The sequence below is a fragment of the Flavobacterium panacis genome, from assembly GCF_024649945.1.
Taxonomy (GTDB): Bacteria; Bacteroidota; Bacteroidia; order Flavobacteriales; family Flavobacteriaceae; genus Flavobacterium; species Flavobacterium panacis.
In genome coordinates this window covers 265,708-292,655 of record NZ_JANKMS010000003.1, presented here as the reverse complement: position 1 = coordinate 292,655, position 26,948 = coordinate 265,708, and the positions used below count along the sequence as shown (strand labels likewise).

The 26,948-nt window shown below is 33.5% G+C and carries 21 protein-coding genes and 1 tRNA gene; 17 read left to right on the top strand and 5 right to left on the bottom strand.

Features of this window, described 5'->3' with window-relative positions; genetic code table 11:
- Window positions 1–9 precede the first annotated feature (9 nt).
- The gene (locus NQQ59_RS09410; protein WP_144217937.1) at window positions 10–3,252 is read right to left on the bottom strand and encodes a SusC/RagA family TonB-linked outer membrane protein; all 3,243 of its coding nucleotides are present in this window, start codon (window positions 3,250–3,252) and stop codon (window positions 10–12) included.
- Between the two features lie 617 nt (window positions 3,253–3,869).
- Window positions 3,870–5,036 (bottom strand): MFS transporter, encoded by a 1,167-nt coding sequence (locus NQQ59_RS09405; RefSeq protein WP_144217935.1) that lies wholly within the window; start codon window positions 5,034–5,036, stop codon window positions 3,870–3,872.
- Between the two features lie 103 nt (window positions 5,037–5,139).
- Here NQQ59_RS09405 and NQQ59_RS09400 point away from each other — a divergent pair, with 103 nt between their 5' ends.
- The 10 genes from NQQ59_RS09400 to NQQ59_RS09355 all read left to right on the top strand — a co-directional run bounded on the left by NQQ59_RS09400 (window position 5,140) and on the right by NQQ59_RS09355 (window position 16,816).
- On the top strand, window positions 5,140–5,973 hold the full coding sequence (locus NQQ59_RS09400; protein ID WP_144217933.1) for an AraC family transcriptional regulator: 834 nt from the start codon (window positions 5,140–5,142) through the stop codon (window positions 5,971–5,973).
- Window positions 5,974–6,043: 70 nt separating this feature from the next.
- On the top strand, window positions 6,044–6,403 hold the full coding sequence (locus tag NQQ59_RS09395; protein WP_257698179.1) for a hypothetical protein: 360 nt from the start codon (window positions 6,044–6,046) through the stop codon (window positions 6,401–6,403).
- A gap of 98 nt (window positions 6,404–6,501) precedes the next feature.
- The gene (locus NQQ59_RS09390) at window positions 6,502–7,032 is read left to right on the top strand and encodes a DUF3347 domain-containing protein (RefSeq protein ID WP_144217931.1); all 531 of its coding nucleotides are present in this window, start codon (window positions 6,502–6,504) and stop codon (window positions 7,030–7,032) included.
- A 2-nt stretch (window positions 7,033–7,034) separates the two neighbouring features.
- The gene (locus NQQ59_RS09385; protein WP_144217929.1) at window positions 7,035–7,595 is read left to right on the top strand and encodes an AraC family transcriptional regulator; all 561 of its coding nucleotides are present in this window, start codon (window positions 7,035–7,037) and stop codon (window positions 7,593–7,595) included.
- A 357-nt stretch (window positions 7,596–7,952) separates the two neighbouring features.
- Window positions 7,953–10,487 carry a heavy metal translocating P-type ATPase gene (locus tag NQQ59_RS09380; RefSeq protein WP_144217927.1) on the top strand — a complete coding sequence of 845 codons (2,535 nt, stop codon included), beginning with the start codon at window positions 7,953–7,955 and terminating at the stop codon, window positions 10,485–10,487.
- A gap of 200 nt (window positions 10,488–10,687) precedes the next feature.
- A complete protein-coding gene (locus NQQ59_RS09375) occupies window positions 10,688–12,928 on the top strand; it encodes a multicopper oxidase family protein (RefSeq protein WP_144217925.1) in 2,241 nt (746 codons plus the stop codon).
- A 463-nt stretch (window positions 12,929–13,391) separates the two neighbouring features.
- Complete coding sequence (locus NQQ59_RS09370) at window positions 13,392–13,814, top strand: hypothetical protein (RefSeq protein ID WP_144217921.1); 423 nt, start codon at window positions 13,392–13,394, stop codon at window positions 13,812–13,814.
- Between the two features lie 11 nt (window positions 13,815–13,825).
- The gene (locus NQQ59_RS09365; RefSeq protein WP_144217919.1) at window positions 13,826–14,509 is read left to right on the top strand and encodes a hypothetical protein; all 684 of its coding nucleotides are present in this window, start codon (window positions 13,826–13,828) and stop codon (window positions 14,507–14,509) included.
- 111 nt (window positions 14,510–14,620) lie between these two features.
- Complete coding sequence (locus NQQ59_RS09360) at window positions 14,621–14,776, top strand: hypothetical protein (RefSeq protein WP_186296624.1); 156 nt, start codon at window positions 14,621–14,623, stop codon at window positions 14,774–14,776.
- Window positions 14,777–14,998: 222 nt separating this feature from the next.
- Complete coding sequence (locus tag NQQ59_RS09355; RefSeq protein WP_144217917.1) at window positions 14,999–16,816, top strand: family 10 glycosylhydrolase; 1,818 nt, start codon at window positions 14,999–15,001, stop codon at window positions 16,814–16,816.
- A gap of 44 nt (window positions 16,817–16,860) precedes the next feature.
- Here NQQ59_RS09355 and NQQ59_RS09350 read toward each other — a convergent pair whose 3' ends face one another.
- On the bottom strand, window positions 16,861–17,313 hold the full coding sequence (locus NQQ59_RS09350; RefSeq protein WP_144217915.1) for a DUF4442 domain-containing protein: 453 nt from the start codon (window positions 17,311–17,313) through the stop codon (window positions 16,861–16,863).
- 231 nt (window positions 17,314–17,544) lie between these two features.
- Between NQQ59_RS09350 and NQQ59_RS09345 the strand changes: the two genes are divergently transcribed.
- The 5 genes from NQQ59_RS09345 to NQQ59_RS09325 all read left to right on the top strand — a co-directional run bounded on the left by NQQ59_RS09345 (window position 17,545) and on the right by NQQ59_RS09325 (window position 21,899).
- On the top strand, window positions 17,545–18,024 hold the full coding sequence (locus NQQ59_RS09345) for a DUF4870 domain-containing protein (protein WP_257698178.1): 480 nt from the start codon (window positions 17,545–17,547) through the stop codon (window positions 18,022–18,024).
- A gap of 141 nt (window positions 18,025–18,165) precedes the next feature.
- A complete protein-coding gene (locus NQQ59_RS09340) occupies window positions 18,166–18,498 on the top strand; it encodes a PadR family transcriptional regulator (RefSeq protein ID WP_008464689.1) in 333 nt (110 codons plus the stop codon).
- Window positions 18,499–18,501: 3 nt separating this feature from the next.
- Entirely contained in the window at window positions 18,502–20,244 is a 1,743-nt protein-coding gene (locus tag NQQ59_RS09335; RefSeq protein WP_144217913.1) for a PspC domain-containing protein, read from the top strand.
- A gap of 3 nt (window positions 20,245–20,247) precedes the next feature.
- Entirely contained in the window at window positions 20,248–20,982 is a 735-nt protein-coding gene (locus tag NQQ59_RS09330; protein WP_144217911.1) for a head GIN domain-containing protein, read from the top strand.
- Between the two features lie 83 nt (window positions 20,983–21,065).
- On the top strand, window positions 21,066–21,899 hold the full coding sequence (locus tag NQQ59_RS09325) for a DUF2807 domain-containing protein (RefSeq protein WP_257698177.1): 834 nt from the start codon (window positions 21,066–21,068) through the stop codon (window positions 21,897–21,899).
- Window positions 21,900–22,036: 137 nt separating this feature from the next.
- Here the strand turns inward: NQQ59_RS09325 and trxB are convergent, their stop codons facing one another.
- A complete protein-coding gene (trxB, locus tag NQQ59_RS09320) occupies window positions 22,037–22,984 on the bottom strand; it encodes a thioredoxin-disulfide reductase (protein ID WP_144217907.1) in 948 nt (315 codons plus the stop codon).
- A 177-nt stretch (window positions 22,985–23,161) separates the two neighbouring features.
- Here trxB and NQQ59_RS09315 point away from each other — a divergent pair.
- Window positions 23,162–23,236 (top strand) — tRNA-Pro (locus tag NQQ59_RS09315).
- 250 nt (window positions 23,237–23,486) lie between these two features.
- Here the strand turns inward: NQQ59_RS09315 and NQQ59_RS09310 are convergent.
- Entirely contained in the window at window positions 23,487–25,655 is a 2,169-nt protein-coding gene (locus tag NQQ59_RS09310) for a hypothetical protein (RefSeq protein ID WP_144217905.1), read from the bottom strand.
- A gap of 525 nt (window positions 25,656–26,180) precedes the next feature.
- Here NQQ59_RS09310 and NQQ59_RS09305 point away from each other — a divergent pair.
- Window positions 26,181–26,948: a ParA family protein gene (locus NQQ59_RS09305; RefSeq protein WP_125722644.1), complete on the top strand. Its 768-nt coding sequence runs from the start codon at window positions 26,181–26,183 to the stop codon at window positions 26,946–26,948.

Sequence of the window (26,948 nt, the reverse complement as noted above, 5' to 3'; positions counted from 1 at the left end):
AATTTTAAATTAGAAATTAAGATTCATCCCAAAAACCATTTGTCTGCTTCTTGGATACGGACTTGAATCAACCCCTGGAGTAAGAGGGTTTTTTCTTTTAGTTGAAACTTCCGGATCTGACCCCGAATAGTTAGTCCAAACAAAAACATTGCTTGCCGTCAAATAGAATCTTAATTTAGAGACTCCAAGTTTAGATGTAAACATCTCAGGTGCTGTATACCCTAATGTCAAAGTATTTAATCTTAAAAAAGATGCATCTTCTACCGCCCAATCTGTAAATATAGCGCTTCTCATGTATGGAGACCACATCGTTGTATTAGCATTAAGAGCTGCCAATTGAGTAGGATCTGTAACTAATTGTCCTGTAGAAGGATCCAAATTTGTCCATCTTTTTCCATCGGCCATAGCAGAATTCAAATTTTTATACTGCCCTGAAGCCGTAGCTGTAGAAAACTCAATTTTATCAGCATTATAAACATCATTACCAATGCTCCAGTTAAAAGCTGCCATTAAATCAAATCCATAAGCGTTTCCATTGATTACAAAACCTCCAGTACTCTTAGGATTAACATTACCAATAACTGTTTTATCTTTTAAATCTACAACACCATCTCCATTAACATCTTTCAATTTCATGTCTCCTGGTTTAATAGAACTTCCATCTCCTACCAAAGTAGTAGCAGTAGGAATTACACCCGTTTTTAAAACATATTTTCCGCCAACATAATCAAAGTCTGAAACTTCGTATCTTCCATCATTTTTGTAACCATACATAGTTCCTAACGAAGAACCAACCGATATTAAGTAATCATCTCCAATTTGTGAAGAAGCCCAACCTGTAGCTTGTCCAAAATTACTCATAACACCTAATGAATTAATGCGGTTTTTGTTCATTCCCATATTGAATGAAAAATTCAATCCATATTTCGCTTTTTCAATCGCCACAACATTTATAGTTGCCTCAAAACCTGTATTTTGAGTTTCTCCCATGTTACGGTATTGGTATTCATATCCAGATCCTGGAACAGGGAAATTAATTAATAAATCACTCGTGATATTTTTATAAACATCAAAATTACCACTTAAACGATTTTTGAAAAATCCAAAATCCAATCCAACGTTTTGAGTTACTGTAGTTTCCCATTTCAAATCTGGATTAGGCATTGTTTTTGGAATTGCCCAAACACTAGTAACCCCATTAATCCAAGTTGTTGGAATAGATTGAAAGATTTGAGTTTGTTGCCCTACAGGGATATTATTGTTTCCTGCTTCACCATAACTAGCTCTCACTTTCAGAAGATCAATCCAGTTTTTGTCTTTTAGGAATCTTTCTTCAGAAATTTTCCATCCTGCTGCAAAAGCTGGGAAATATCCCCAACGATTCTGTGATAAAAATTTACTTGATCCGTCAGCACGGAATGTAGCTGATAAGATATAACGATTTTTATAATCATAATTCGCACGTCCAAAAAATGATAATAATCTGTCGTCTGGGCTATAATAGTTGTCTACTGCTTGTGGTGTCCCTTGTGAAGTTAATGTTTTTGCTTGATTAAAATCGAAAAATGAAGGATATCCATGAATAGTAGAAGTTACAGTATTCACTTCGTAATTAATACTTTCTTCTCCAATAAGAGCTGTCAAATGATGATCTTCACCCATTATTTTTTTGAAGTCATAATTCAATGTATTAGCATTTCTAAAACGTTTTTCCTTACTATCTCCCATAATCATTGCCGGCTTACCCTGTAATGTACTAGCTGGAGCATTTGCTACATAATAAGTGCTTCGTCCATAAAAACGATAATCTAAGTTGTTATAATTATCAAGACCTAAATCTACTTTCAATTTTAAGTTATCTACAATCTCCCATCCAAAACTTCCCAACATATTGAAGTTCTTGCGAAACTGCTGACGATTATTATCATAAATAGATCTTAGTGGATTGATCAAAACATCTGTTCCGTCTCCAGAAACATCATCAGAAGTCAAACCTGATACAGGAATTGGAGCATATCCAACAATAGTACGCATACGAGAATCTGATGAAGATTTTTCATTTTGTTCGTTTACTCCACCACCATCAATTTCTGTATCAGAATAACGTACTGTAAAACCAACATCAATCTTATCACTTATTTTACTTTTTAAAGCAAGAGCAAGGTTGTTTCTTCTGTAATTTGAACCTAACATAATTGCCTTCTCATCATAACGAGCATAATTGAAGTTGTAATTAAGCTTATCTGTACCACCTCTAATTCCTAAATCACGGCTTTGTACCTCTCCTCTTCTTCCAAAAATCTGTTTTTGCCAATCATTACCTTTTAAACCATTGTACATATCATGATCTTGCCAGTTTCCAAAATATTTAGTGTAAGAGTTTGGATCAGAAGCCACTTTTGTTCCTGTTTGTGAAAGCAAAGCATATTCATACTGCCATTTTGTATAATCTTCAGGAGATAAAACATCAATTTCTTTAGCCATAGTTTTCATACCATAGAACATATTGAAATTCACTGCCATTTTACCGTCTTTTCCACTTTTAGTTGTAATCAATATTACTCCATTTGCACCACGAGATCCGTATATAGCAGTTGAAGCAGCATCTTTTAAAACTGTCATTGTTTCAATATCAGATGAAGAAATATCATTCATATTATTGATTGGAAATCCATCCACAATAATTAATGGCGAAGCATCCTGAGTAAGAGATCCTCCCCCACGCACTCTAATTCGGATATCTGCATCTGGAGAACCTTCTGACGAAGTTACTTGCACCCCAGCAATACGACCTGTTAAAGCTTCAGCAACATTTGCTAATGGCACTTTTTTCAAATCGTTACCCGAAATAGTAGATACCGCTCCCGTTAAGTCGGATTTTTTAGAAGTTCCATATCCAATTACAACAACTTCATTTAAGTTGTTAGAATCTTCGGACATCGTTACATTGACTTTAGATTTTCCATCTGTAGAAGCGTCAACGCTTTTAAATCCAATAAAAGAAAAACTTAGTACCGCTTTTGGGTTCGTCAGTTTTAATTTGAAATGCCCGTCGAAATCGGTAGAAGTCCCATTTTTGGTTCCTTTCTCTAAGACATTTACACCTGGTAGAGAAAGGCCCGCAGCATCTTTCACGGTTCCCTCTATCGTTGTGGTCTGCGCATGTACTTGACTTCCGATCAATAAGCACAGTAAGAAAACAAGTTTAAAGCAAAAATCTGCTCCTTTGTTTAATAGTTCTTTAAAGTTCATGGTTGATTGTTTAAGTTATTAAAGTTTTAAATTCTGGTTTAAGTGGTTTTTTGTGGTTACTTCAATTCATTCATTCTAATTTTTACAGGTATTGTTGTTTCATATTTATTCCTTTTAATTCTTACTAAAATTGGTTAATTTTTATCTCTGTTGAATTCTTATTACTTAATCGATTTCGAACAACAAAAAAAACAGTTGTAATCGATTACACAAACATAGATATTTTTTTTAAACGAAAAATAATTTTTCATAAAAAAGTCATAAAAAAAATTACATATCAAAAATTTTATTGATTTTTTATGTGAGATATACAATTTTATCCAATATAAAATATTAAATATATTATTATTAATCGTTCATTTGATTCGATTATTGCAAAAAAAACAATCGATTACATGAATATTAATTGCGATATTATTAGGTGTATTTTTTACACTTAAAAAGTTAAAATCATCCTAAAAAAAATACTTTGTAAGTAAAAAAAAGAGCGTATTTTAAAGTAAATTTTCTTACGCAACGTTTCTTTTAAAGCAGTTTAAAGAAACAAACGTTCAATAAAGGCACAAAAAAAGCCCTTAAACAAAAGTTAAGGGCTTAAAAATTATATTTAAAAATACTTAAACGTGCTGAAGCTGCACTTGTTTTTGATGTAACCTCATCAATATGAATGTAATAATCATTCCGATTACTGACATTACAACTCCAATAAGATTTGGAGATGAATAACTAAATCCTGCTGCCAATGGCAATCCGCCTAGAAAAGCCCCTAAAGCATTCCCAATATTAAAACTTCCCTGAAGAGATGCCGAAGCAATCATCTCTGCTCCTTTTGCGGTGCGAATCATCAACATCTGAATTGGAGCAATAACCGAGAATGAAATAGCTCCAGTTAAGAAAGTTAAAAACAATGAAACATATTGATTGAATGAGAAGAAGTAAACCAGAACCAAATCTAAAGACATTACCATTAATAATGCTAATGTAGTTGGAGCTGGCGAAAAACGGTCTGCCAATTTCCCTCCTATGAAATTTCCAACCACCATCCCTAATCCAGCTAAGATCAAGATTGAAGAAACATCTTCTGGCGAAAATTTCGACACATTAATTAATAAAGGAGCAATATAACTGATCCAAGCAAAAAGACCTCCAAAACCAATGGCGGTAATTCCGATAATTAACCACGCTTCTGTTTTCTTGAAAAATTGAAGCTGAGTTTTCATATTAACACTTTCGCCTTTTTCCAGATTTGGCATCCATAAATAGATCGCTAAAAAGGTTAATAATCCAACAAAAGCAATTAGTACAAAGGTATAACGCCAAATAAAGTGGTGACCAATATAAGTTCCTATAGGCACACCTATTAAGTTAGCGATAGTTAAACCCGCAAACATGATTGAAATTGCCTGCGCTTCTTTTCCTTTATCTGCCAAACGGCTTGCGACTACCGCTCCCACTCCAAAAAATGCTCCGTGTGGCAATCCAGATAAAAATCGAGAAGCAAATAAAACATTATAATCAGGAGCAATAATGGATAGTGCATTAAAAACTGCCAACATTAAAGCTAAAATTAAAAGCATTTTTTTAGGCGCATAATTTCTTCCTGCGATTACTAACAAAGGGGCTCCAATAACAACTCCAAGGGCATAAGACGAAATTAAATATCCAGCAACCGGAATTGAAACTTTCATATCTGAAGCAATATCTGGGAGTAATCCCATCATTACAAATTCTGTAATACCAATAGTTAACCCTCCTAAAGAGAGTGCAATAAGACTTTTTTTCATTTTAATTTATTGTAGAAAGGAATAGATTTCTACGAGGCAAAATTAACACCGTTAAGCGAAAAATAAATTGTAAATTTGTGATATAAAATTGTACAATTAAGTTATGCCAAAATTAAATCAGTTTAAAACACTTGTACTTGATGAATTTGAAGAAGAGAAATTTCATCTTCCCCCGCATACTCATACCTATTACGAAATCATTTATATAAAGAAAGGAAGCGGCATTCATCATTTGAACAATAATCTGCTTCCATATAAAGCTGGAGATTTGTTTGTGATTTCGCCAGACGATGAACATTATTTTGACATCAAGAAAAGTACTGGATTCATTTTCATCAAATTCACTGATAATTATTTCAATTCCAAACAGAATCTGACATGTGATGAATTCCTAGTGAATACTCCAGAAAGTTTCATGCGAGATAAAATCTTGAAAGAAACCGTTTTGAAATTTGATGAACCTTGTAAAACGATTCTAAAAAATACCGTCGAAAACATTGTTACTTACGATAAATATATTGATGTGACTTCTTCTCCAATTGTTTTCTATCAAATTCTTTCGATTTTTGGTTTAATTAAAGAAACTATTCGTGGAATGAACCTTCAAATGAAATCAAATCATTTGGATAATGAACAAATTGCCAATTACATTCATCAGAATATTTATCAGCCAAAATTGGTTCAGGTAAAAGTCATTGCAGAACATTTTAATATCGCTCACACGTATTTTAGTGCTTATTTCAAAAGAACATTCAGCATCAGTTATCGCGAATACATTCACAATTTGAGAACGACTTTAATCGAAAAGAGATTTCACAACAATCAATTGCCGATTAAGCAGATTGCGTATGAATTTGGCTTTACCGATGAAAGTCATTTGACGAATTATTTCAAAAAACGTAAAAACATGAAACCGACAGATTTTAAGAAACTGTAGTTAGCGAAATCTTAAAAAGTAATTTCCTCGAACATTTTTAACTAAATTTGTACTTCAAAAAACAATTTCTTTGAAAAAGAAAATCCACATCATATTGCTTATTGTAACGCTTAGTTTCTTATTGAATCCGAGTTATACTTATGCATGCAATATGGAACATCACAAAGAAATGGCTTCTAAAAAAGAAAACAGCTGTTCTAAAAAATGCTGTGAAAACAAAACTTCAAAACAAGAAAAACACAATTGCGATGGAAAATGTCGCCATTCTGGCTGTACAACTTCTACCTTGCAATTCGTTATTTTGAATTCAAATGAATTTGATTTACAAAATGATGTTTTCAATTTTTCTTTAAAAAACACGATTTCATCTTACAGTAATTCTACTATTTCTTCTGGATTTACTTCTATTTGGCTGAAGCCGAAAATATAATTATCGCATTTATGACAGCCCATATTGGGTCTTTTCGGAATCAACTTTTTTAATTAATTTTAAAGGAAATTAAATCCTTTACTCAAACACTATATACAATGAAAAAATCAATCATAGCTTTAGCAACCGTACTAACCCTATTATTTAGTGCAAACCATATTCAGGCGAATACAGTAAAAGCAGAATCAGAAACAACAGAAATTGCTGATGCAAGTCAGTTACAATCTGTTTATGATGCTTATTTTAATGTGAAAGATGCACTTATTAAAAGTGACAGCAAATTGACTTCGGCGAAAGCTGCAACTTTACTGACAGCGATTACTGCAGTGAAAATGGACAAATTAAAAAGCAACGAACATACGGTTTGGATGAAAGTGGTTAAAAAATTAACTGCCGATGCTAAAAGTATTTCGTCTACAACAGACCTTAAAAAACAACGTGAGACTTTTAAATCTTTATCGAAAAGCACTTACGATTTAATAAAAGTTTCTAATCCGGAACAGCCAATCTACAAACAATATTGCCCAATGGCAGATGCTGATTGGTTAAGCAAAGAAAAAGCAGTTAAGAATCCATACTACGGTTCTTCGATGTTGACTTGTGGCAACGTGGTAGAAACGATCAAATAAATATGAAGCTTTACATCAAAAACATGGTGTGTGCGAGATGCAAAATGGTTGTGGAGTCTGAGTTGGAAAAACTCGGACTTCAAACTATTGCTGTTGAATTGGGCGAAGTGGAACTGGAAAAAGAAATCAGCGACGAGCAAAAAGAAGTTTTATTAGAAAATCTTCAAAATTTAGGTTTTGATTTAATTGATGATAAAAAGACAAAAACAGTTGAAAGAATAAAAAACCTGATTGTCGATTTGGTACATCATAAAAACAATGATCTTAAAATCAACTTATCAGATTATTTGGCTGAAAACTTAAATCAAGATTATAATTCGCTGAGCAATCTTTTTTCGGAAATTGAAAACACCACGATTGAAAAATATTTCATCAGCCAGAAAATTGAAAAAGTAAAAGAGTTATTGATTTACAATGAACTTTCGTTAAGTGAAATTGCCGATATTCTGAATTACAGCAACGTAGCACATTTGAGTAATCAATTCAAAAAAATCACAGGCTTTACTCCTACTTCTTTCAAACAATCAAAAGATAAAAAGCGTATTCAGATTGAGAATATATGATTTTGTTTCACGCAGATTTAAAATGATTTAAGCAGATTCAGCAGATATTTTTTAATTAAATCTGCTCAATCCGCAGAATCTGCGTGAAACAAAACTTTTATCCATTTGTAAATCTTACAAATCATTCTCAAAATATTTTGCGATATTAAAAATTATTCTCTCGCAGATTGGGCAGATTATTTTTATATCAGCTTAAATCATTTTAAATCTGCGTGAAACAAAAAAACTTTGCGACTTAGCGTCTTTGCAAGAACATTTTACCCATTTTGTAAATCTTACAAATCATTCACAAAATTATACAAACCGAACTCGTCGATAGTTCGGAAATTTGCATTGTAATACTTAAAAACCAATACAATGACTCATCAATATATAATTTCAGGAATGTCGTGCAACGGATGCCGAACTAAAGTCGAAAAAACTTTGAACGAAGTTGAAGGCGTTCAGGCAGAAGTAACTCTAAATCCGCCAACGGCTACCATTACAATGGAAAAACATGTTCCGACAGAAAAATTTCAAGAAATTTTATCTGCCGCAGGAAATTATACGATTGAAATGGATTCTCCTAAAAATCATGGCGAAGCACCAAAATCTTGCTGTTCTGGTCATAAAAAAGAGAATCACGACCATAATCATCACAAAACAGAAACTAAAAAAATACAGCACAGTGCAAATGGCGTCTATTATTGTCCAATGCATTGTGAAGGCGATAAAACATACAACAAACCCGGAGACTGTCCGGTTTGTGGAATGGACTTAGTACCGCAAGTTGCGATAACAGCAACACAATTTACTTGTCCGATGCATCCAGAAATCGTTTCAAACGAACCAGGCGATTGCCCGATTTGCGGAATGGATTTGGTTCCGATGCAGGCTTCTGAAAGCGAAGAAAACAAAACTTATTCTGATTTATTGAAAAAAATGAAAATCGCGATTTTGTTTACGCTTCCTATTTTCATTATTTCAATGTCAGAAATGATTCCGAATAATCCTTTATATAATATAATGTCTATCGAAAAATGGAATTGGGTTCAGTTTCTGTTTTCACTTCCCGTTTTATTTTATGCAGGTTGGATGTTTTTCGTTCGCGCTTACAAATCAATTGTGACATGGAATTTGAATATGTTCACACTAATCGGAATTGGAACTAGCGTTGCCTTCCTATTTAGTATTGTGGGAATGTTTTTCCCAGATATTTTCCCTTCCGAATTCAAATCGCATCACGGAACCATTCATTTGTATTTTGAAGCAGCAACTGTAATTATCACTTTGGTTTTATTAGGACAATTATTGGAAGCCAAAGCACACGGACAAACAAACGGCGCAATAAAAGAGCTTTTAAAACTTGCTCCAACCGAAGCTACTTTAGTAGAAAAAGGAATTGACAAAGTAATATCCATTCACAATATCAAAAAAGACGATTTATTACGCGTAAAACCGGGAGAAAAAATTCCTGTCGATGGAAAAATCTATTTTGGAGAAAGTAGTATCGACGAATCCATGATTACAGGAGAACCGATTCCTGTAGATAAAAAAGTGGGAGATTCTGTAATTTCTGGAACAATAAACGGAACAAAATCGTTTGTAATGGTTGCCGAAAAAGTCGGTTCAGAAACTATCCTTTCGCAAATTATTGAAATGGTAAATAATGCCAGCAGATCTCGTGCTCCAATTCAGAAATTGGCTGATCGTGTTTCTAAATATTTCGTTCCGACAGTTGTTTTTATTTCAATTTTGACATTTATTCTTTGGGCGAAATTCGGTCCAGAACCCGCCTATGTTTACGGATTAATTAATGCCATTGCTGTTTTAATTATTGCTTGTCCTTGCGCACTTGGATTAGCAACTCCTATGTCGGTTATGGTTGGTGTTGGAAAAGGCGCTCAAAACGGAATTTTAATAAAAAATGCCGAAGCATTAGAAAACATGAATAAAATTGATGTTTTAATTACCGATAAAACAGGAACAATTACCGAAGGAAAACCTTCTGTAGAAAAAATATATGCAGTTAATAATAACGAAGATTTTCTACTTCAGAACATTGCTTCTTTGAATCAACATAGTGAACATCCTTTGGCACAAGCTGTAGTCAATTTCGCGAAAGCAAAAAACAGCGAACTAAAAGAAGTCGAAGGTTTTGAAACGATTGCTGGAAAAGGCGTTTTTGGAACTATCGAAAGTAAAAAAGTCGCTTTAGGAAATAAAAAATTAATGGATGAAATCGGAGTTTCTATTTCTTCAGATTTAGAAAACAAAGTGACTGCTGAGCAAAATCTTGGAAAAACAATTTCCTATATTTCTATTGAAAAAGAAGTTTTAGGTTTTGTTGCCATTACCGATGCGATCAAAGAAAACAGCGCAAAAGCGATTAAAGAATTAATCGATCAAGGTGTTGAAGTGATTATGTTGACAGGAGATAATCACAACACAGCAAAAGCCGTTGCCGAGCAATTGCATTTGAGCTCTTTTAAAGCCGATTGCCTTCCTGAAGATAAATTGAAAGAAATCGAACGTCTTCAAGCACAAGGAAAAGTGGTAGCAATGGCAGGAGACGGAATCAATGATGCACCTGCTTTGGCGCAATCGAACATCGGAATTGCAATGGGAACTGGAACTGATGTTGCAATCGAAAGTGCTAAAATCACATTGGTAAAAGGCGATTTACACGGAATTGTAAAAGCGAAAAACTTGAGTCACGCTGTAATGTCAAACATCAAACAAAACTTATTCTTTGCTTTTATTTATAATACGTTGGGAGTACCAATTGCAGCAGGAATTTTATTTCCGTTTTTAGGAATCTTGCTTTCGCCAATGTTGGCAGCGGTTGCTATGAGTTTAAGTTCTGTTTCGGTAATCGTGAATGCTTTGCGATTAAGAAATCTAAAATTGTAAGTTGGGGCGAAATTATTTAAACACATAGAAACATAGTTTTGCATTGCGTGTAAAGGCGTTTCACTTGCATCAATACACATAGCGCTATGTGTGGAAACTAGTTTCTTTTATTCTCTTTTTAAGACAAAAAATCTATGTCTCTATGTGTTAAAAATAAATTGTGTTCAATGTAAACCAACGATTTAAAATTATAATTTATCATGAAAATCAAATACTTCTTTATACTTTTCTTAATCGCTTTTCAGCTGAAGGCACAAAAAGTAGTTCGTTACGATTTGCACGTTCGTGATACAATTGTCAATTTTTCTGGTAAAGAAAAACGTGCGATTGCTGTAAACGGACAAATTCCGATGCCTACTTTGACTTTTACTGAAGGTGATATTGCTGAAATTTATGTGCATAACGAATTGAAAAAAGAAACGACTTCGATGCATTGGCACGGATTGTTTCTTCCAAATAAAGAAGACGGAGTTCCATATTTGACTCAAATGCCAATTGAACCTGGAACAACTCATAAATATACTTTTCCAATTATTCAAAACGGAACGTATTGGTATCATAGTCATTCGGGTTTACAGGAACAAATTGGTTTGTACGGACTTTTTATCATCAACAAGAAAAAAGACGATCCAACTATCAGAAAAGGAATTGACGATTTACCAACCATTCCAGTTATTTTAAGCGAATGGTCGGATTTGAAACCAGAGAATATTCAGCGAATGCTTCACAATGCCAATGATTGGTTTGCTATAAAAAAAGGAACAACCCAAAGTTATGCTGAAGCCATAAAACAAGGACATTTTTCGACCAAAGTGACCAACGAATGGAAACGAATGAACGCAATGGATGTCAGTGATGTTTACTATGAAAAGTTTCTTCTTAATGGAAAAAACGAACAACAGCTTTCCGATCTTAAACCTGGTTCGAAAGTCCGTTTAAGAATTGCCAACGGAGGCGCTTCAAGTTATTTTTGGCTAACTTACGGAGGAGGAAAAATCACGGTTGTTGCCAGCGACGGAAATGATGTCGAACCCGTAGAAGTCGATCGTTTGATAATTGCCGTTTCTGAAACTTATGATGTTGTGGTTACTATTCCCGAAGACAATAAATCTTTTGTTTTTTTGGCTACAGCAGAAGATAGAACGGGATCTGCATCTTTGTTTTTAGGAAATGGCGAAAAACAGCCTGTTCATCATCTTTCAAAATTAAAATATTTTGAAGGGATGAAAATGATGAACGATATGATGAAAATGAATGGCGAAATGAACGATATGGGCATGAATATGTCGCTGAATAAAATGGACATGAATGCCGTAATGTATCCTGAAATTTCGGGCGAAGATGAAAATGCAAAACCCGCAATGGATCATTCCAATCATAACATGGAAGGAATGAAAATGGAAAGTGACAGCACTGAAACTTCTGAAATTGTGACTTTAAATTATGGAATGCTGAAATCTCCATTTAAAACTAATCTTCCAAAAGATGCGCCTGTTAAAGAATTACGTTTTACGCTTTCTGGAAATATGAACCGTTACGTTTGGAGTTTAGACAACAAAGTGGTTTCTGAAACGGATAAGATTTTAATTAAAAAAGGAGAAAACGTTCGAATTGTATTGTACAACGGTTCCATGATGCGCCACCCCATGCATTTACACGGTCATGATTTTAGAATTTTAAATGAACATGGTGATTATTCTCCGTTAAAAAATGTGATTGATATTATGCCAATGGAAACCGATACGATCGAATTTCAGGCAAATGCAGACGGTGACTGGTTTTTTCACTGCCATATTTTATATCACATGATGGCAGGAATGGGACGTATTTTCTCTTATGAAAATTCAGCTCCGAATCCGTTGATTCATCATCCTGAAATGGCGTATAAAATGCTGAAAATGGATGACCGAATGTTTCATTTTATGGCTGAAAATGATTTTGCATCCAACGGAAATGATGGTGAAGCGATGTTCAGCAACACCAGATGGAGCATTGGAACGGAATGGAGATTGGGCTATAACAACGAACACGGTTACGAAACGGAAACTCATATTGGAAGATATATCGGAAAAAATCAATGGTTAATGCCTTTTATTGGTTTTGACTGGAGATACCGAAGAATGGGAATGGATGAACAGGAACAAAATCTTTTCGGACAAAAAAACACCAAAGACAATCGTTCAGTTTTTAGCGCCGGTTTGGAATATACTTTGCCAATGCTAGTAAAAGCACAAGTTGAGGTTTATACCGATGGAAATGTACGAGTTCAATTTGAGCGAAAAGATATTCCACTTGCGAAACGTTTGCGAATGAATTTAATGTGGAATACTGATAAAGAATATATGGCTGGTTTGAAATATATTGTTGCCAGAAACTTCGGAATCACGACGCATTATGACAGTGATATGGGAATTGGATTTGGCGTTAATTTGAATTATTGATTTTTTTTGAACCATATAAGTGATAAAAGTTCATTTTATTGTGCGGATATGTCGACCTTATCTTCATCAAAAAAAGGAAAATTGATAAAATAGAAAGCTATGATTGCATAATGGCATCGATTTTGGAATGACAACAAGCATCAAAATTCAATTTAATTAAACTACGAAATGAATCCATTGTTATTACTAGTTCTTCCACCAATTTTTCAACTTATATTTGGAACAAAAGATCTTGCAGAAAGTATCAAGCTAAATTTTGTAAAAGTAAGTTTTATTAATTTTCTCTTACAAATCATCTTTTCTTGTTTAGTATTTAATATCATTGAAAATAGACTAACTGCTAACGGACCTCTAAGATGCGGCATGCCCTTAGTAGGATTAATTTTTATGGAATTACTACTTTTAGCTGTTTTATTGATCATAATATTAATTCAATTTCTAGTAAAGAGAAAGTATAAATAAAATGAGAAAACTATTTCTTCCCATATTTTTTATCGTCACTGTATGTCTAACAAGTTGCGATCCTTCACAAGGTATTTTGTTTACTAATAAAAGCGAAAGTAATGTCAAAGTAAAACTCATCATCAATTCGGAAGTTAAGAATGAGCAATTGGATGAAATGAAAAAGGGAGATTCTATCGTTTTTAAATTAATTCCTCATAATCCAGATGAGACAAGTGGGCACATTTATTTTGGAAGAGGAAGATGGAATGATCAGGAAATTATGAAAGTTTCTAAATCTATCAAAAGCATTGAAATTGAAAATGATAATTATAGAATTGTGTATAAATCACAAAAAGCAATACGGAATTTATTAAAAGATAATTACAAAGGCATAATTATGAAATCGTTAAACATAAAAATACAAGACGATTTAAAAAATTAAAATCAATTAACATGAGAATCTGCTTTTTCTTTCTATTACTTTTTAGCAATGCAATATTCGCGCAATTTGCAATCATAAAAGATAATGACGGTTATGTAAATATTAGAAGTGAAGCCCAGAAAGGCAATAATATTTCAGATAAATTAGAAAATGGTTTTGTCGTTTATGGTTTTCAGCCCGAAAATAACTGGATTGGAATTGATTATTCTAAAAACAATAAGGACAGAAGCGGTTATGTTTACAAAGACAGAATTAAGTATTTATCTGAATTCACAAAAATTCCTTTAATTAAAGAAACTTCTACAAAAGTCATTTTTAAAAAAGATAGTTTAACCATTGTTATAGAAAGTAAAAAATTTGATTCAAAAACAGCCAAATTAGCTTATTCTAAAAACGAAAAATCTTTTCTTGAAAAAATCAACGGAAAGAAAATCTGGGGGACAGATGGTAATATTCCTCGAACAACTTATAAATTGATAACAGTAACAATAGGCAAAAAAACTCTTGATCTTCCTAAAGATGCCTTTGACGATTTGTTTGAACCCAACTTTTCGTACACGCAAATAAATTATGATAGAAAGAACGACATTCTTTATATAGCCTCAAGTAATGGTGATGGCGCAGGAGGTTATGAATTGGTCTGGATTATAGAAAAAGGGCGATATAAAGAACGTAAAATCGCTTATGGATTTTAATATCTGATCACTTTTACCAAAACATTAACAAGAGAACTATTCTTACAAGCACAAATTCAATTTATATTTGACTCAATCAATTATACTTCTAACAAAAAACAATTAAACAAAATGACAAAAGTAATTACTATCGTTACAGTAGCCTTATTTTCAATCGGTGTTAATGCACAAGACACAAAACCTGCAGCAAAAGAAAAAGCTAAAAAAGAATCTTGCTGCAAAAAAACTACAGATAAAAAAGATAAAAAATGTTGCGCAAAAAAATAACCGTAACTTTTATAAAAACAAGAAGAGACCTCTAGCAATTGAGGTCTTTTTTTATATCCAGTTTTTAAATTCTACTGTTTTTTTTTATTTGTTTTGCGCTTTGTTGCGTTATTCATCTTTTAAAAGAAATTAAAAACGAAATAAAATGCAAAATAAACGAATACAATTGCGTTTTTTTAATATATTTATACTCAGATAATTATACCAAAAAACCAATTTACTATGAAAAAAACTACTCTTATTGCTTTTAAAACTGCAATCACAACATGCCTGCTGTTGAGTTTCTCTCTACTAGAAGCACAATGTATACAGGGACCAGAATTTAGCAAAACAACACCTAAAAGAGATTTGAGAGGTGTTTTTTTACCCTCTGTTTTCAATTTGACCTGGCCTACAAACAAAACAGCTTCTCCCGCTGTGCAACAGGCCGAATTACTTACAATTCTGGATAATCTGCAAAACAATGGATATAATACGGTATTTCTGCAGGTTCGTCCAGCAAGCGATGCACTTTATGTATCTGCTATAGAACCTTGGTCAAACTATTTAACAGGAACAGAAGGACTCGCTCCTAACCCTTTATGGGATCCTTTGACTTTTGCCATAACCGAATCGCATAAAAGAGGATTGGATCTTCATGCCTGGATAAATCCTTATAGGGCAAAGAATGGCACCTATGCAAATGCATCAAATCATCCGATAAGTAAAAATCCGTCATGGGTAATTACTGCCGCCAATAATGCCAATTTGAAAATATTAAATCCTGGCTTACCTGAAGTTCGGGACTATATTGTTTCTATCATTCAGGATATTGCCACACGATACGATGTTGATGGAATTCATTTTGATGATTATTTCTATCCAAGTGGTGCCATGGCTGCAGCTCCTGCCAATCAAGATAGTCAGGCATTTACTGACCATAATCCGAATGGCTTGACATTGGCAAATTGGAGGAGAGAAAACGGAAACATTATGATTGCAATGGTTTATGATGCCATTCAGGTTATTAATACTAATTTAAATAAAAATATTGTTTTTGGAGTAAGTCCTTCTGGTATATGGAAAAGTGGTGTGCCTACCGGAATTACAGGCGGATCATCTTTCAATGATTTATTTTACGATCCGATTGCATGGTTAGACGCTGGAAAAGTAGATTATCTGGCCCCACAATTGTATTGGAAAATCACTGGAGCGCAAGATTATGTAAAACTTTCGCAATGGTGGAATGATGAAATAAAAGCCCGAAACAAGCAATTATATGTAAGTCAGGCGTTTTACAAGATGGATGATACCAACAACTGGGCATCATCAGAATTACAAAATCAGACGATTCATAATAGAACAGCCTCCATGAATGCTACATTTGGTCAAATTGCCTATAGCTATGCTTCTATAAAAACGAATTCAAAATCAATAAATACAAATTTGAGTGGAGCAGAATACAAGTACAAATCTTTCGCTCCTCCTATTCTGGGAAAAGATGCCATTTGCCCAAACAAACCCGCAAACATTACAATTACAGGAACTGGTTTAACTTGGGAGACTCCTGCTCCCGCCTCTGATGGTGATTTACCAGTAAAATACGTAATTTATGCTTTTAATAATGCTGCCGAAGCCGTTACCAACAAAGATGACGGTTCTAAAATTATAGAAATAACAGCCGGAAACCAGTTTACGCTGACTCAGGATCAAGTTGATACTAAATTTATTGTGGTAACTTCCTTAGATAAAAATAATAACGAAGCTGGAACTTATGATCCGAGTTTAGGGAATGATGATTTTGAACTCGCAACAAACAAATCATTGAATGTTTACCCTAATCCTTTTAGTGACGTTTTTACAATAGAATCCACAAAGTCTTTGAGTGTTGCACAAATTACAATTTATGAAGGAAGCGGAAAACAAGTGTGGCACCAGAATAGTAATAATTCTGATTCACAAATAAAGATATCACCATCAAATTTAATGAGTGGTTTTTATTTTGTTAAAGTTAGTTTTGAAAACGGAAGCAGTGAAAGTTTTAAAATCATTAAAAAATAGCCGCAAGAGTTTTCTATAAAACAACCTCAGAGATGAGGTTGTTTTTATTTTAAGCGAACACTCCATTCAAAATCCATTTCAGAAACCTGAACACCTTCTTCATTTGTTCCTATCGATTTCATCCAGAATGTCTGTCCTTCTCCTGTTTCAATTGTTTTTTTGATCGCTTCGGCGATTAAATGCCCGTCTTTGCAAACAAATGTAATTCTTCCTGTTGCTTTTTTTGTGAAGTTCCCTTTGTTATTGGCTACTAACATGGAAATTTTTCTACCACTCTGTTGAATCTGCGAAATGACCAAAGCTCCGGTTGTCAATTCCGCTGCCATGGCTTGAACTGCAAAATACATAGAGTTAAACGGATTCTGATTGATCCATCTGTGCTTTACTGTCACTGTACAACTGCTATCGTTTATATCTTTTACACGTACTCCGCAAAAGTATGCAGAAGGCAATTTAAACAAGACGAATTTATTAAGTTTTGATACCGAAAGTGCCATAGGATATATTTTTTCATGTAAAAATACAAAAAAACTATGCGCGCACAATAAATACTTTAGATATCGTAAAGAAGCCTTTAAACATAGGGCACGCAAATGATTTTCAATATTTTAAACATTATTCTTACGAATTGCATTTGTTAATATTTTGTTAATATTTGGTACTATGCAAAACAAGATACTAGTTTTTAGACATATATTTGCATAAGAAATTACTATATACTTTTAATCATGGAAACAACAACACCACTCATCATGGAAAAAACATCAGAAAAAAATACAGCAGCATTTACTCATTTGAGTACTTTAAGTCAGTATATAATTCCGTTTGGGAACTATATTTTTCCGCTAATCATTTGGACGAACTATAAAGACAAATCTGAATTTGTAGATCATCACGGAAAACAGACATTGAACTTTCAGTTAAGCCTATTGCTTTATACTTTGATTTTAGCACTTATCGCAATACCAATTTTTATTACGGTTTTCTTGCAAAATCTTCCATTAGAAGCTGTTTTTAACGATCACGATTTTGTAATCAGAAACTTTAACTTTCAGGCACACATCGGAATGTTAAGTGTTGGAATTACAGCTGTTATTCTTTTTGGAGTGTTAAAATTTGTTGAATTCTTTTTAGTGATTTATGCTTCTATAAAAGCTTCAAACGGAGAATTATACAAATATCCGATTACGATTCCTTTTATAAAGTAATCTTAAAAAAGGTTAAAAGTTATATGCCATAAGAACTAATTCTAACAGAATTAATTCGAAAACAATCATCAATCATCATCATCATCATCAATCATCAATCAAAAAACGAATTGTTCAATCAAAAAAAAACAAAATGAAATTATGAACATTGAAAACACAAAAGCACAGATGCGCAAAGGTGTTCTTGAGTTTTGCATCTTATCAGTTCTAAAAGAAAAAGACGCATATACATCTGAAATATTAGACACTTTAAAAAACGCAAAATTACTAGTTGTAGAAGGAACCGTTTATCCGTTGTTAACCAGATTAAAAAATGACGGTTTACTAAATTATCGCTGGGAAGAATCGACCTCAGGTCCGCCACGAAAATATTATGGACTCACCGAAATAGGACAAACTTTTTTAAACGAACTTAGCGGCACCTGGACAGAATTATCTGATGCCGTAAATCTAATCACCAATCAAAATCAATAAGTCATGAACAAAACAGTAAATATTAACTTAGGCGGGATGTTTTTTCACATCGATGAAGATGCATACCTAAAATTAACACGCTACTTTGATGCTATTAAACGATCACTTAACAACTCATCTGGTCAGGATGAAATTATTAAAGACATCGAAATGCGTGTTTCTGAATTGTTGACAGAAAAACAAAAAAGTGAAAAACATGTTGTTGGACTAAAAGATGTTGACGAAGTGATTGCGGTAATGGGACAACCTGAAGATTACCGAATCGAAGACGAAGAAAGCACAAATAAATCTTTTAATGACTATGGTGCAAGAAAACACAAAAAACTATACCGTGATAAAGAAAAAGGTATGATTGGTGGTGTAGCAACAGGTTTGGGTCATTATTTTGGAATTGATGCTGTATGGATCAAAATCATATTCTTAATTTTCGTTTTTGCAGGTTTTGGAACTGGAATCTTAGCTTATTTCGTTCTTTGGATTGTAACTCCGGAAGCCGTTACCACTTCTGAAAAATTAGAAATGACGGGAGAACCAGTAACAATTTCAAACATCGAAAAAAAAGTTCGCGAAGAAATAGATTCGCTTTCTGATAAATTTAAAAATGCAGATTATGACAAAATGGGAAACCAGGTAAAGTCGGGAGCTGGGAGAATAAGTAGTTCATTTGGAGACTTTGTTATGACCGTTTTTAAAATCTTTGCTAAATTTTTAGGAGTAATTCTAATCATCTCAGGGATTTCTACCTTAATCATGTTATTGATCGGTGTTTTTACATTAGGAACTAACATTTTTATCGATTTTCCTTGGCAGAATTTTATTGAAGCAGGAAACTTTACAGAATATCCGCTTTGGTCATTTGGATTATTGATGTTCTTTGCTGTTGGAATTCCGTTTTTCTTCTTAACACTTTTAGGATTTAAATTGTTATCTCCAAACTTAAAATCGATTGGAAACATTACAAAATACACCCTTTTAGCCGTTTGGATTATTTCTATCGCAATTTTAGCAAGCATCGGAATCAAACAAGCAACTGAATTATCATACGATAACAAAGTAGTCGAGAAAAAAAGTTTTGCAATTAAACAGACTGATACCTTATTTATAAAATTCAAATACAGTGATTATTATACAAAAAGCTTAAATCATTACAGAGAATTTGAATTTGTACAGGATTCAGCTAATAATGAAATGATTTATTCAAATGATGTTCGCTTACATGTTTTACATACAGATCAAGCAGCTCCATTTATTCAGATCGAAAAAAGTGCAAGAGGAAATTCTTTTACTAACGCTAAAAAAAGAGCAGAAAAAATTAATTATAAGTTTCTACTTAACGGAAATCATTTAATTTTGGATAACTATTTTCTGACAGATGTAAAAAATAAATTCAGAGGACAAGAAGTAGACATTTACCTTTATTTACCAGAAGGACAATTAATTAAACCAGATTCTTCTGTAAGAGATTACTATAATTCAGATGACAATTTTCTTGAATTAAATCACAAAGGAAATTACAATTATAAAGTTATAGGTTCTAAAGTAAGATGTTTAAACTGTCCTACTGACGAGGATGATGAAAATGACTACGAGAATATAAACGAAGAAATTAATGATGTCAACATCGATACTGCTGACACTATAAAAGAAGTTTCAGTTAAAATTAACGGAAAAGAAGTTTTAAACGGAAAAAAAACCAAAGGAAGACTAACCACTGATAAAAACGGAGTGATAATCAAAATTAACTAAGCCATGATAAAAATAATCATTCATATTACAAAATTTGTAGTAGCAACTATAACAGCATTACTATTTGCTTCATGTAATTTCAACATGAATGCGGTTGAGGGAAGTGGAAACGTTACTACTGAAAAAAGAACTGTTCAAGGTGATTTTAAAAATATAAAAGTAAGCAACGCTATTGATGTAGTTATTGAACAATCTGATTCTGTAGAAATTACAGTTGAAGCTGACGACAATCTACAAAAAGAAATTGTTACTAAGGTAGAAAACGGAACACTTATTATTGAATGCAAATACAGTTCTTTCCGTAACATTACATCAAAAACTGTAACTGTAAAAATGCCTGCTCTTCATAAAATAGAAGCTTCCAGCGCTTCGAGCGTAGAAACTAATGGACTTGTTCTAAGCGAAGATGTAATTTTAGAAGCTTCAAGTGCAGCATCTATGGATCTAAAAATTGAATCTGACAGAATCTCAATAGACGCTGGAAGTGGAAGTTCGATAGATATTGAAGGAAAAGCTTTGAGTCTTACTACTTCCGTTTCAAGTGGAGGAAGTATTGATGCAGAAAAATTAATGGCAAACGATGTTCATGCAGATGCTTCTAGCGGCGGAACAGTTTCTGTACGACCAATTGTAAGTTTAAAAGCTGATGCTTCTAGCGGAGCTAATATTGAGTACAGCGGCAATCCAAAAACCGTTGAAAAATCAGCAAGTTCAGGAGGAAGCGTTAACAAAAGCTAAACAAGCAACTGTTAAATATAAAAGAAATCATTCACCCAAAGTGGATGATTTTTTTATATTTGTCAAAATCAAATCTAGAATTAATGAAAAAAAGTACAGCGCTGCTCCTATTATTATTTGTTACAACATTGACTTTCGCTCAAAAAAGAGAAAAAATTAGAGGTTCTAAAGTTGTAACGACTTCAGTAAAAGAAGTTGGCAGTTTTGATGCCATTGAAGTCGATGACAATCTGGAAGTTTATTTGGAACAAGGAGAAAAAAATGAAATTAAAATTGAAGCCGATGACAATCTACACGATATTATCGGAATGGATTTAAGAGAAAAAACGCTTCGATTATACACTAATAAAGAAACTGCAATTTTTAAAAAATTAGCAGTCAAAGTAACTTACACCAAATCACTAAATAAAGTGATCTCTAAAAATGATGCGGTTGTTTATGCGATTCAGGAATTACAATTAGACGATATTACAATGAATTGCTTAGATTTTTCTAAACTTTTTTTGAATGTCAATGCAAAAAAATTCAACTTAATTGCTGATGATAAGACCAGAACTGAGTTAAACCTAAAAGCTGAAGACGCAAATCTACAATTGAGTAAAAATGCAGTTGTTAAAACTTTAGTTTCTGCTGTAAAATTCAAATGTGATTTGTATCAAAGAGGAAATGCTGCCATTGAAGGTATTGCAGAAAAAGCGACTATTAGATTAGACAATAACGCTGTTTTTACTGGAACAAAATTCACTTTGAAAGACGCAACTGTAACTGCAGAAAATTTTGCTGTTGGAAGTATTTTGGCAGAAACAACCGTTTCTTTAGCCATTGGAGATAAAGCTGAAATTTCTCTTCTAGGAAATCCAGCAATACAACTGACACGTTTTTCTGAAGAAGCTAAGTTGCTTAAGAAGATTAAATAGTCGCAGTTTTCAGTCGCAGTTCACAGATTAAAGCATATATAAAATAAGAGTCCCAATCATCAAATGATTGGGACTCTTATTTTATAACGTTTTCAATATAAACCGAAAACTGTGACTGTAACTGAAAATTAAAAAAATTACTCTTTAGAAGCTAAATATCTTTCAGCATCCAAAGCGGCCATACATCCTGTACCTGCAGCAGTAATAGCCTGACGATATACATTATCAGCAGCATCTCCTGCTACGAATACACCTTCAACATTTGTTCTAGATGTTCCTGGAGTATTTACGATGTATCCCGTTTCGTCTAATGTGATGTAATCTTTAAAAATATCCGTGTTTGGTTTATGACCAATTGCTACGAAGAAACCAGTTGCTGGAATTTCGATAACTTCTCCACTAGTTTTGTTTAAAGCTTTGATAGCATGAACTACATTATTATCTCCAAGAACTTCAACAGTATCGTGGTTCATCAAGATCTCGATGTTTTCTGTTTTGCGAACTCTTTCTTCCATAATTTTAGAAGCTCTGAATTTCTCGCTTCTTACCAACATTGTTACTTTTTTACAAAGTTTAGATAAGTAATGTGCCTCTTCACATGCAGAATCTCCTGCTCCAACAATAACAACATCCTGATTTCTGTAGAAGAATCCGTCACAAACGGCACAAGCAGAAACTCCTCCACCCATATTTAAATAGTGTTGTTCTGATGGTAATCCTAAATATTTAGCCGAAGCACCTGTAGAAATAATTACAGTTTCACAGTGCAATTCGATGGAATCATTAATCCAAACTTTATGAATATCTCCTGAAAAATCAACTTTTGTAGCCCAGCCATCACGGATATCTGCACCGAAACGTTTTGCCTGTTCCTGTAACTGAATCATCATTTCTGGTCCAGTAACTCCATCAACGTATCCCGGAAAATTTTCTACTTCATTAGTTGTAGTTAACTGACCTCCTGGTTGCATACCCTGATATAAAACCGGATTCATGTTTGCTCTGGCTGCGTAAATAGCTGCTGTGTAACCTGCAGGACCAGAACCTATAATAAGGCATTTAATTTTTTCGATTGTATCTGACATAGTAATAGTATTTTTGAGTTGCAAATGTAAACTTTATTATAAAAAATAACGCCGAAAATAAATCTGAAATAGCTATGTTCAAATAAGTTTTATTTATTTTCATTTTTTTCTTTTACAAATCAAATTTATTTATATCTTTGCATCCGCTTTTGGGCACTACCATAACAAATACATCTTCGGGGTGTAGCGTAGCCCGGTTATCGCGCCTGCTTTGGGAGCAGGAGGCCGCAGGTTCGAATCCTGCCACCCCGACGAAAAAGTCTTTTCAATTGAAAAGACTTTTTTTTTTGCTTTAAACTTAAAACATACAACTTTTCGACTTTGCTAGCTATTTCCCAAACAAAATAGAAACGAAATAAAATTAGCCACGAATTCACGAATTTTCTTTTTAAACACTTGATCTAATATTATTCGAATTAATTCGAATAAATAATCACAAAGATTTGAAAAAAAATAATTCGTGAATTCGTGGCAAAAAAAAAAAAAAAAAAAATCGCTCTTATTATTTCTCCATACTTATATAAGAAGGATAAGATTGATTATTAGGCAAAGTAAATTCTTCATCAAAAGGCTGTGTACCTCCATCGTTATTATATAATGCCACACGTTTTACGCCAGTTGCTGTACTTCCGCCAGTATTATTAATAACATTCTGAATATTTCCCGAACCTGCAAAACGGGTAATACACATTTTCTCCAATTTCACATTTGGACTATTAGGAACTTCAAAACCATTTTTCTTATTGACATTCCCATCTGTTCCTGTAAAAACTGCATAAGACCCCATACCAATACTATGATGTTCTTTTACCGTATTAGCAACTTTAAAAGCGGCATAACCATCAACTCTACCTCCTTGGCTACTCCAACTTTTTTGATTTGGCGCATCATAAGGTGGTTCGTTTTGAAAGAAATAAGTTCTTCCTCGTTCTCCCAACCACAAAACTTCATATTCCTGATAGTGTTCTGTAAACAAAGCATATAGCGTAACATCATCACCAGTAACAATAAGTCCGTTTTTACATCTATCTCTAACCCAGCGTTCAGCACCACCTTTCTGCGAACCATGATCAGCACGCCATAACCAGAAATGATCTCCCACAACATTATTACTATTGATTTGCATTGAAACCTGAATCTGAATATTTTTTGATTGTACTCCGCCTACTCTACAAGTAATATCTGAAAACAGAATAGGATTTACAGCATGACTTGCATTTGCTCCTTCATTACCAATTCTGATTTGATAGGTTGTACTATTGAAAGAATCCATAAGCAATCCTGCGATTATAATTCCATCTTTATCATCAGCATAAATGCAACCCCAAGTATTTTTTTCAGTGGGTTCTAATGTCACAGAAGCAATTCCAGCCCCCAGAAGAATTGCATCTTTTCTGTTTACTTGAATTGGAGCATTTAATGCATAATGCCCTGGAGTGAAAAATATATTTTTACCTGCTTTCAATGCGGCATTAACTTCTACGTCAGTATCACCTTCTTTGGCAACATACCAGCTTGTAATCAAATCTTCAATTTTACCTTTTCCCATATCTGTCGCAGACCAAGAAACCCCAACTCTATCTTTTTGCCACGCAGGAACAAACACTTTATATTCTCTATCTTTATCTATAAACAGAAAAGGTTTTTCTCTAATAATTGGAGTTGTTGGAATTGGAGAATTACTATCATTTGCTTGCGGAGGATTCACACAACCTTGCCAAACCATATTGTACGAACCTCCCATATTTCCTGAGCCTGAAGGAAAAATAGTATTTCGAGTATACCATTGCTGTTGTCCACCCCAGTTTGGCCGGTCAGTTGTATAATGAGTATCGGCAATAAAGCCACCACTACCCCAGAAATTTGTATCTCCAATATCCGAAATGTATTTAGAAGTACTTTCAATCAGCAATCTTCTTGCGCTCGTTGACTGTGAAACTGTCCACGAAAAATCACGCATGACTTCAACATTTTCAACAGAACGCCAGAAAGTACAAGTAGCATTTGCTCCACCAGAAAGATGAGGTCTGGTAAATATCGCTCCCAATTTAACATCGGAAGGCAATTTCCCTAAACCTCCAATATGAGAATAAAACCCCAATTCAATTGCATTGGCTTCCGTCGATGATGCAGAACCCGATCCGCCAATATCGTAGGTTTGACCGTTAACATTTGGTTTAAAATAATACGCTTGGCGTTTTGTTGTCCACTCACCATTTGCACCACCCAAACCTACACTACTAAAATGTGAATTAATTTCCTTACGAGCTGTTTCTGCTTTCTCATATTTTCGATCGTAGAAATACATGTTGTCACCAAAAATCTGATTTTCTAGTGAAATTAATATGGTTATATCATTTCGAGTAACATAATAGTAATTCTCATATTTATCTGCGTTTGGCTTATTATCCGTAAATGTTAATTTAGCAGTAGATCCTACCGAAACAAATTCAGACGCTAAACGACTTCCTCCACGTGTAATTATATAATTTCCGGAAGAACCAAAAGGCGACCATGACAATGTTATACTTCGTTTGCTCTTATTATAGATAATTTTTCGCCCTATTTTGTTTTCTTGTGCTTTTTCATTCATCGAATAAGCAGAAACAAAACTGCATAGAATAAGTACACACACAAAAGATGTGAGCACATCAATCATTTTTTTACTCATAACATTTTTGATTTTGTGGTTTGATAGTTTGTAATTTCTGTAGTTTTTCAGGAAGTCTAAAATAGTAATAATCTCTAACCTTAATGGTAGTTTACATTTTCAATTTTCTTATCAAAAACTATACAAGACTCAGTTTTTCATACAAATAATATTACAAAAAAAACATCTTAAACAAAAAGATGGCTAATTAAAACAACCATGAATCAATCAAACTAGAACACGTAAACCACTTACTCATTTTTTTTATGAACAATCTTTTTTTAATAAAATCCATCTATTTTAAGTCTTCATTAAATTAAAAAACAAGGCACTTTTTTCAAGCCAAATTTTGCTTTCTGCCTTTTTATAGCAAGAATACTAACTAAACCAACTAGAATGTCTCTCATAATTTCATTTATAACTTAAATTATTTTATGCCAAACACCCACCAAACAACGATTGAGCAAACTTTCACAAATGTTAACAAAATAGATTTTCAAAAACCATAAATAATTGTATTTTTACGGTTCAAAATTCAGAAAATAAATGGGCAAAATCATTGCTATTGCTAATCAAAAAGGAGGCGTTGGAAAGACTACTACATCAGTAAATCTTGCAGCCTCATTAGGTGTTTTAGAAAAAAAAGTATTGTTGATCGACGCTGATCCACAGGCCAATGCTACATCTGGTCTTGGAATTGACGTAGAAACAGTTGAAACTGGAACTTACCAAATACTTGAGCATACTGTAACACCAAAAGAAGCCGTTTTAAAATGTACAGCTCCAAACGTAGATGTGATACCTGCTCACATTGACCTTGTTGCTATCGAAATTGAATTGGTTGACAAAGAAAACCGTGAATACATGCTTAAAAAAGCATTAGAAGAAGCTAAACAAGAATATGATTATATCATTATCGACTGTGCTCCGTCTCTAGGTTTGTTAACCCTGAATGCTTTAACAGCAGCAGATTCAGTAGTTATTCCTATTCAGTGTGAATATTTTGCACTTGAAGGATTAGGAAAATTATTGAACACTATTAAAAGTATTCAAAAAATACACAACCCAGATCTTGACATTGAAGGCTTATTATTAACAATGTACGATTCAAGATTACGTTTATCGAATCAGGTTGTAGAAGAGGTTCAAAAACACTTTAATGATATGGTTTTTGACACTGTAATTCAGCGAAATGTAAAATTAAGCGAAGCCCCAAGTTTTGGTGAAAGTATCATTAATTATGATGCAACAAGTAAAGGTGCCGTAAACTATATACACTTAGCTCAAGAGATTATAAAGAAAAACAGCAAATAG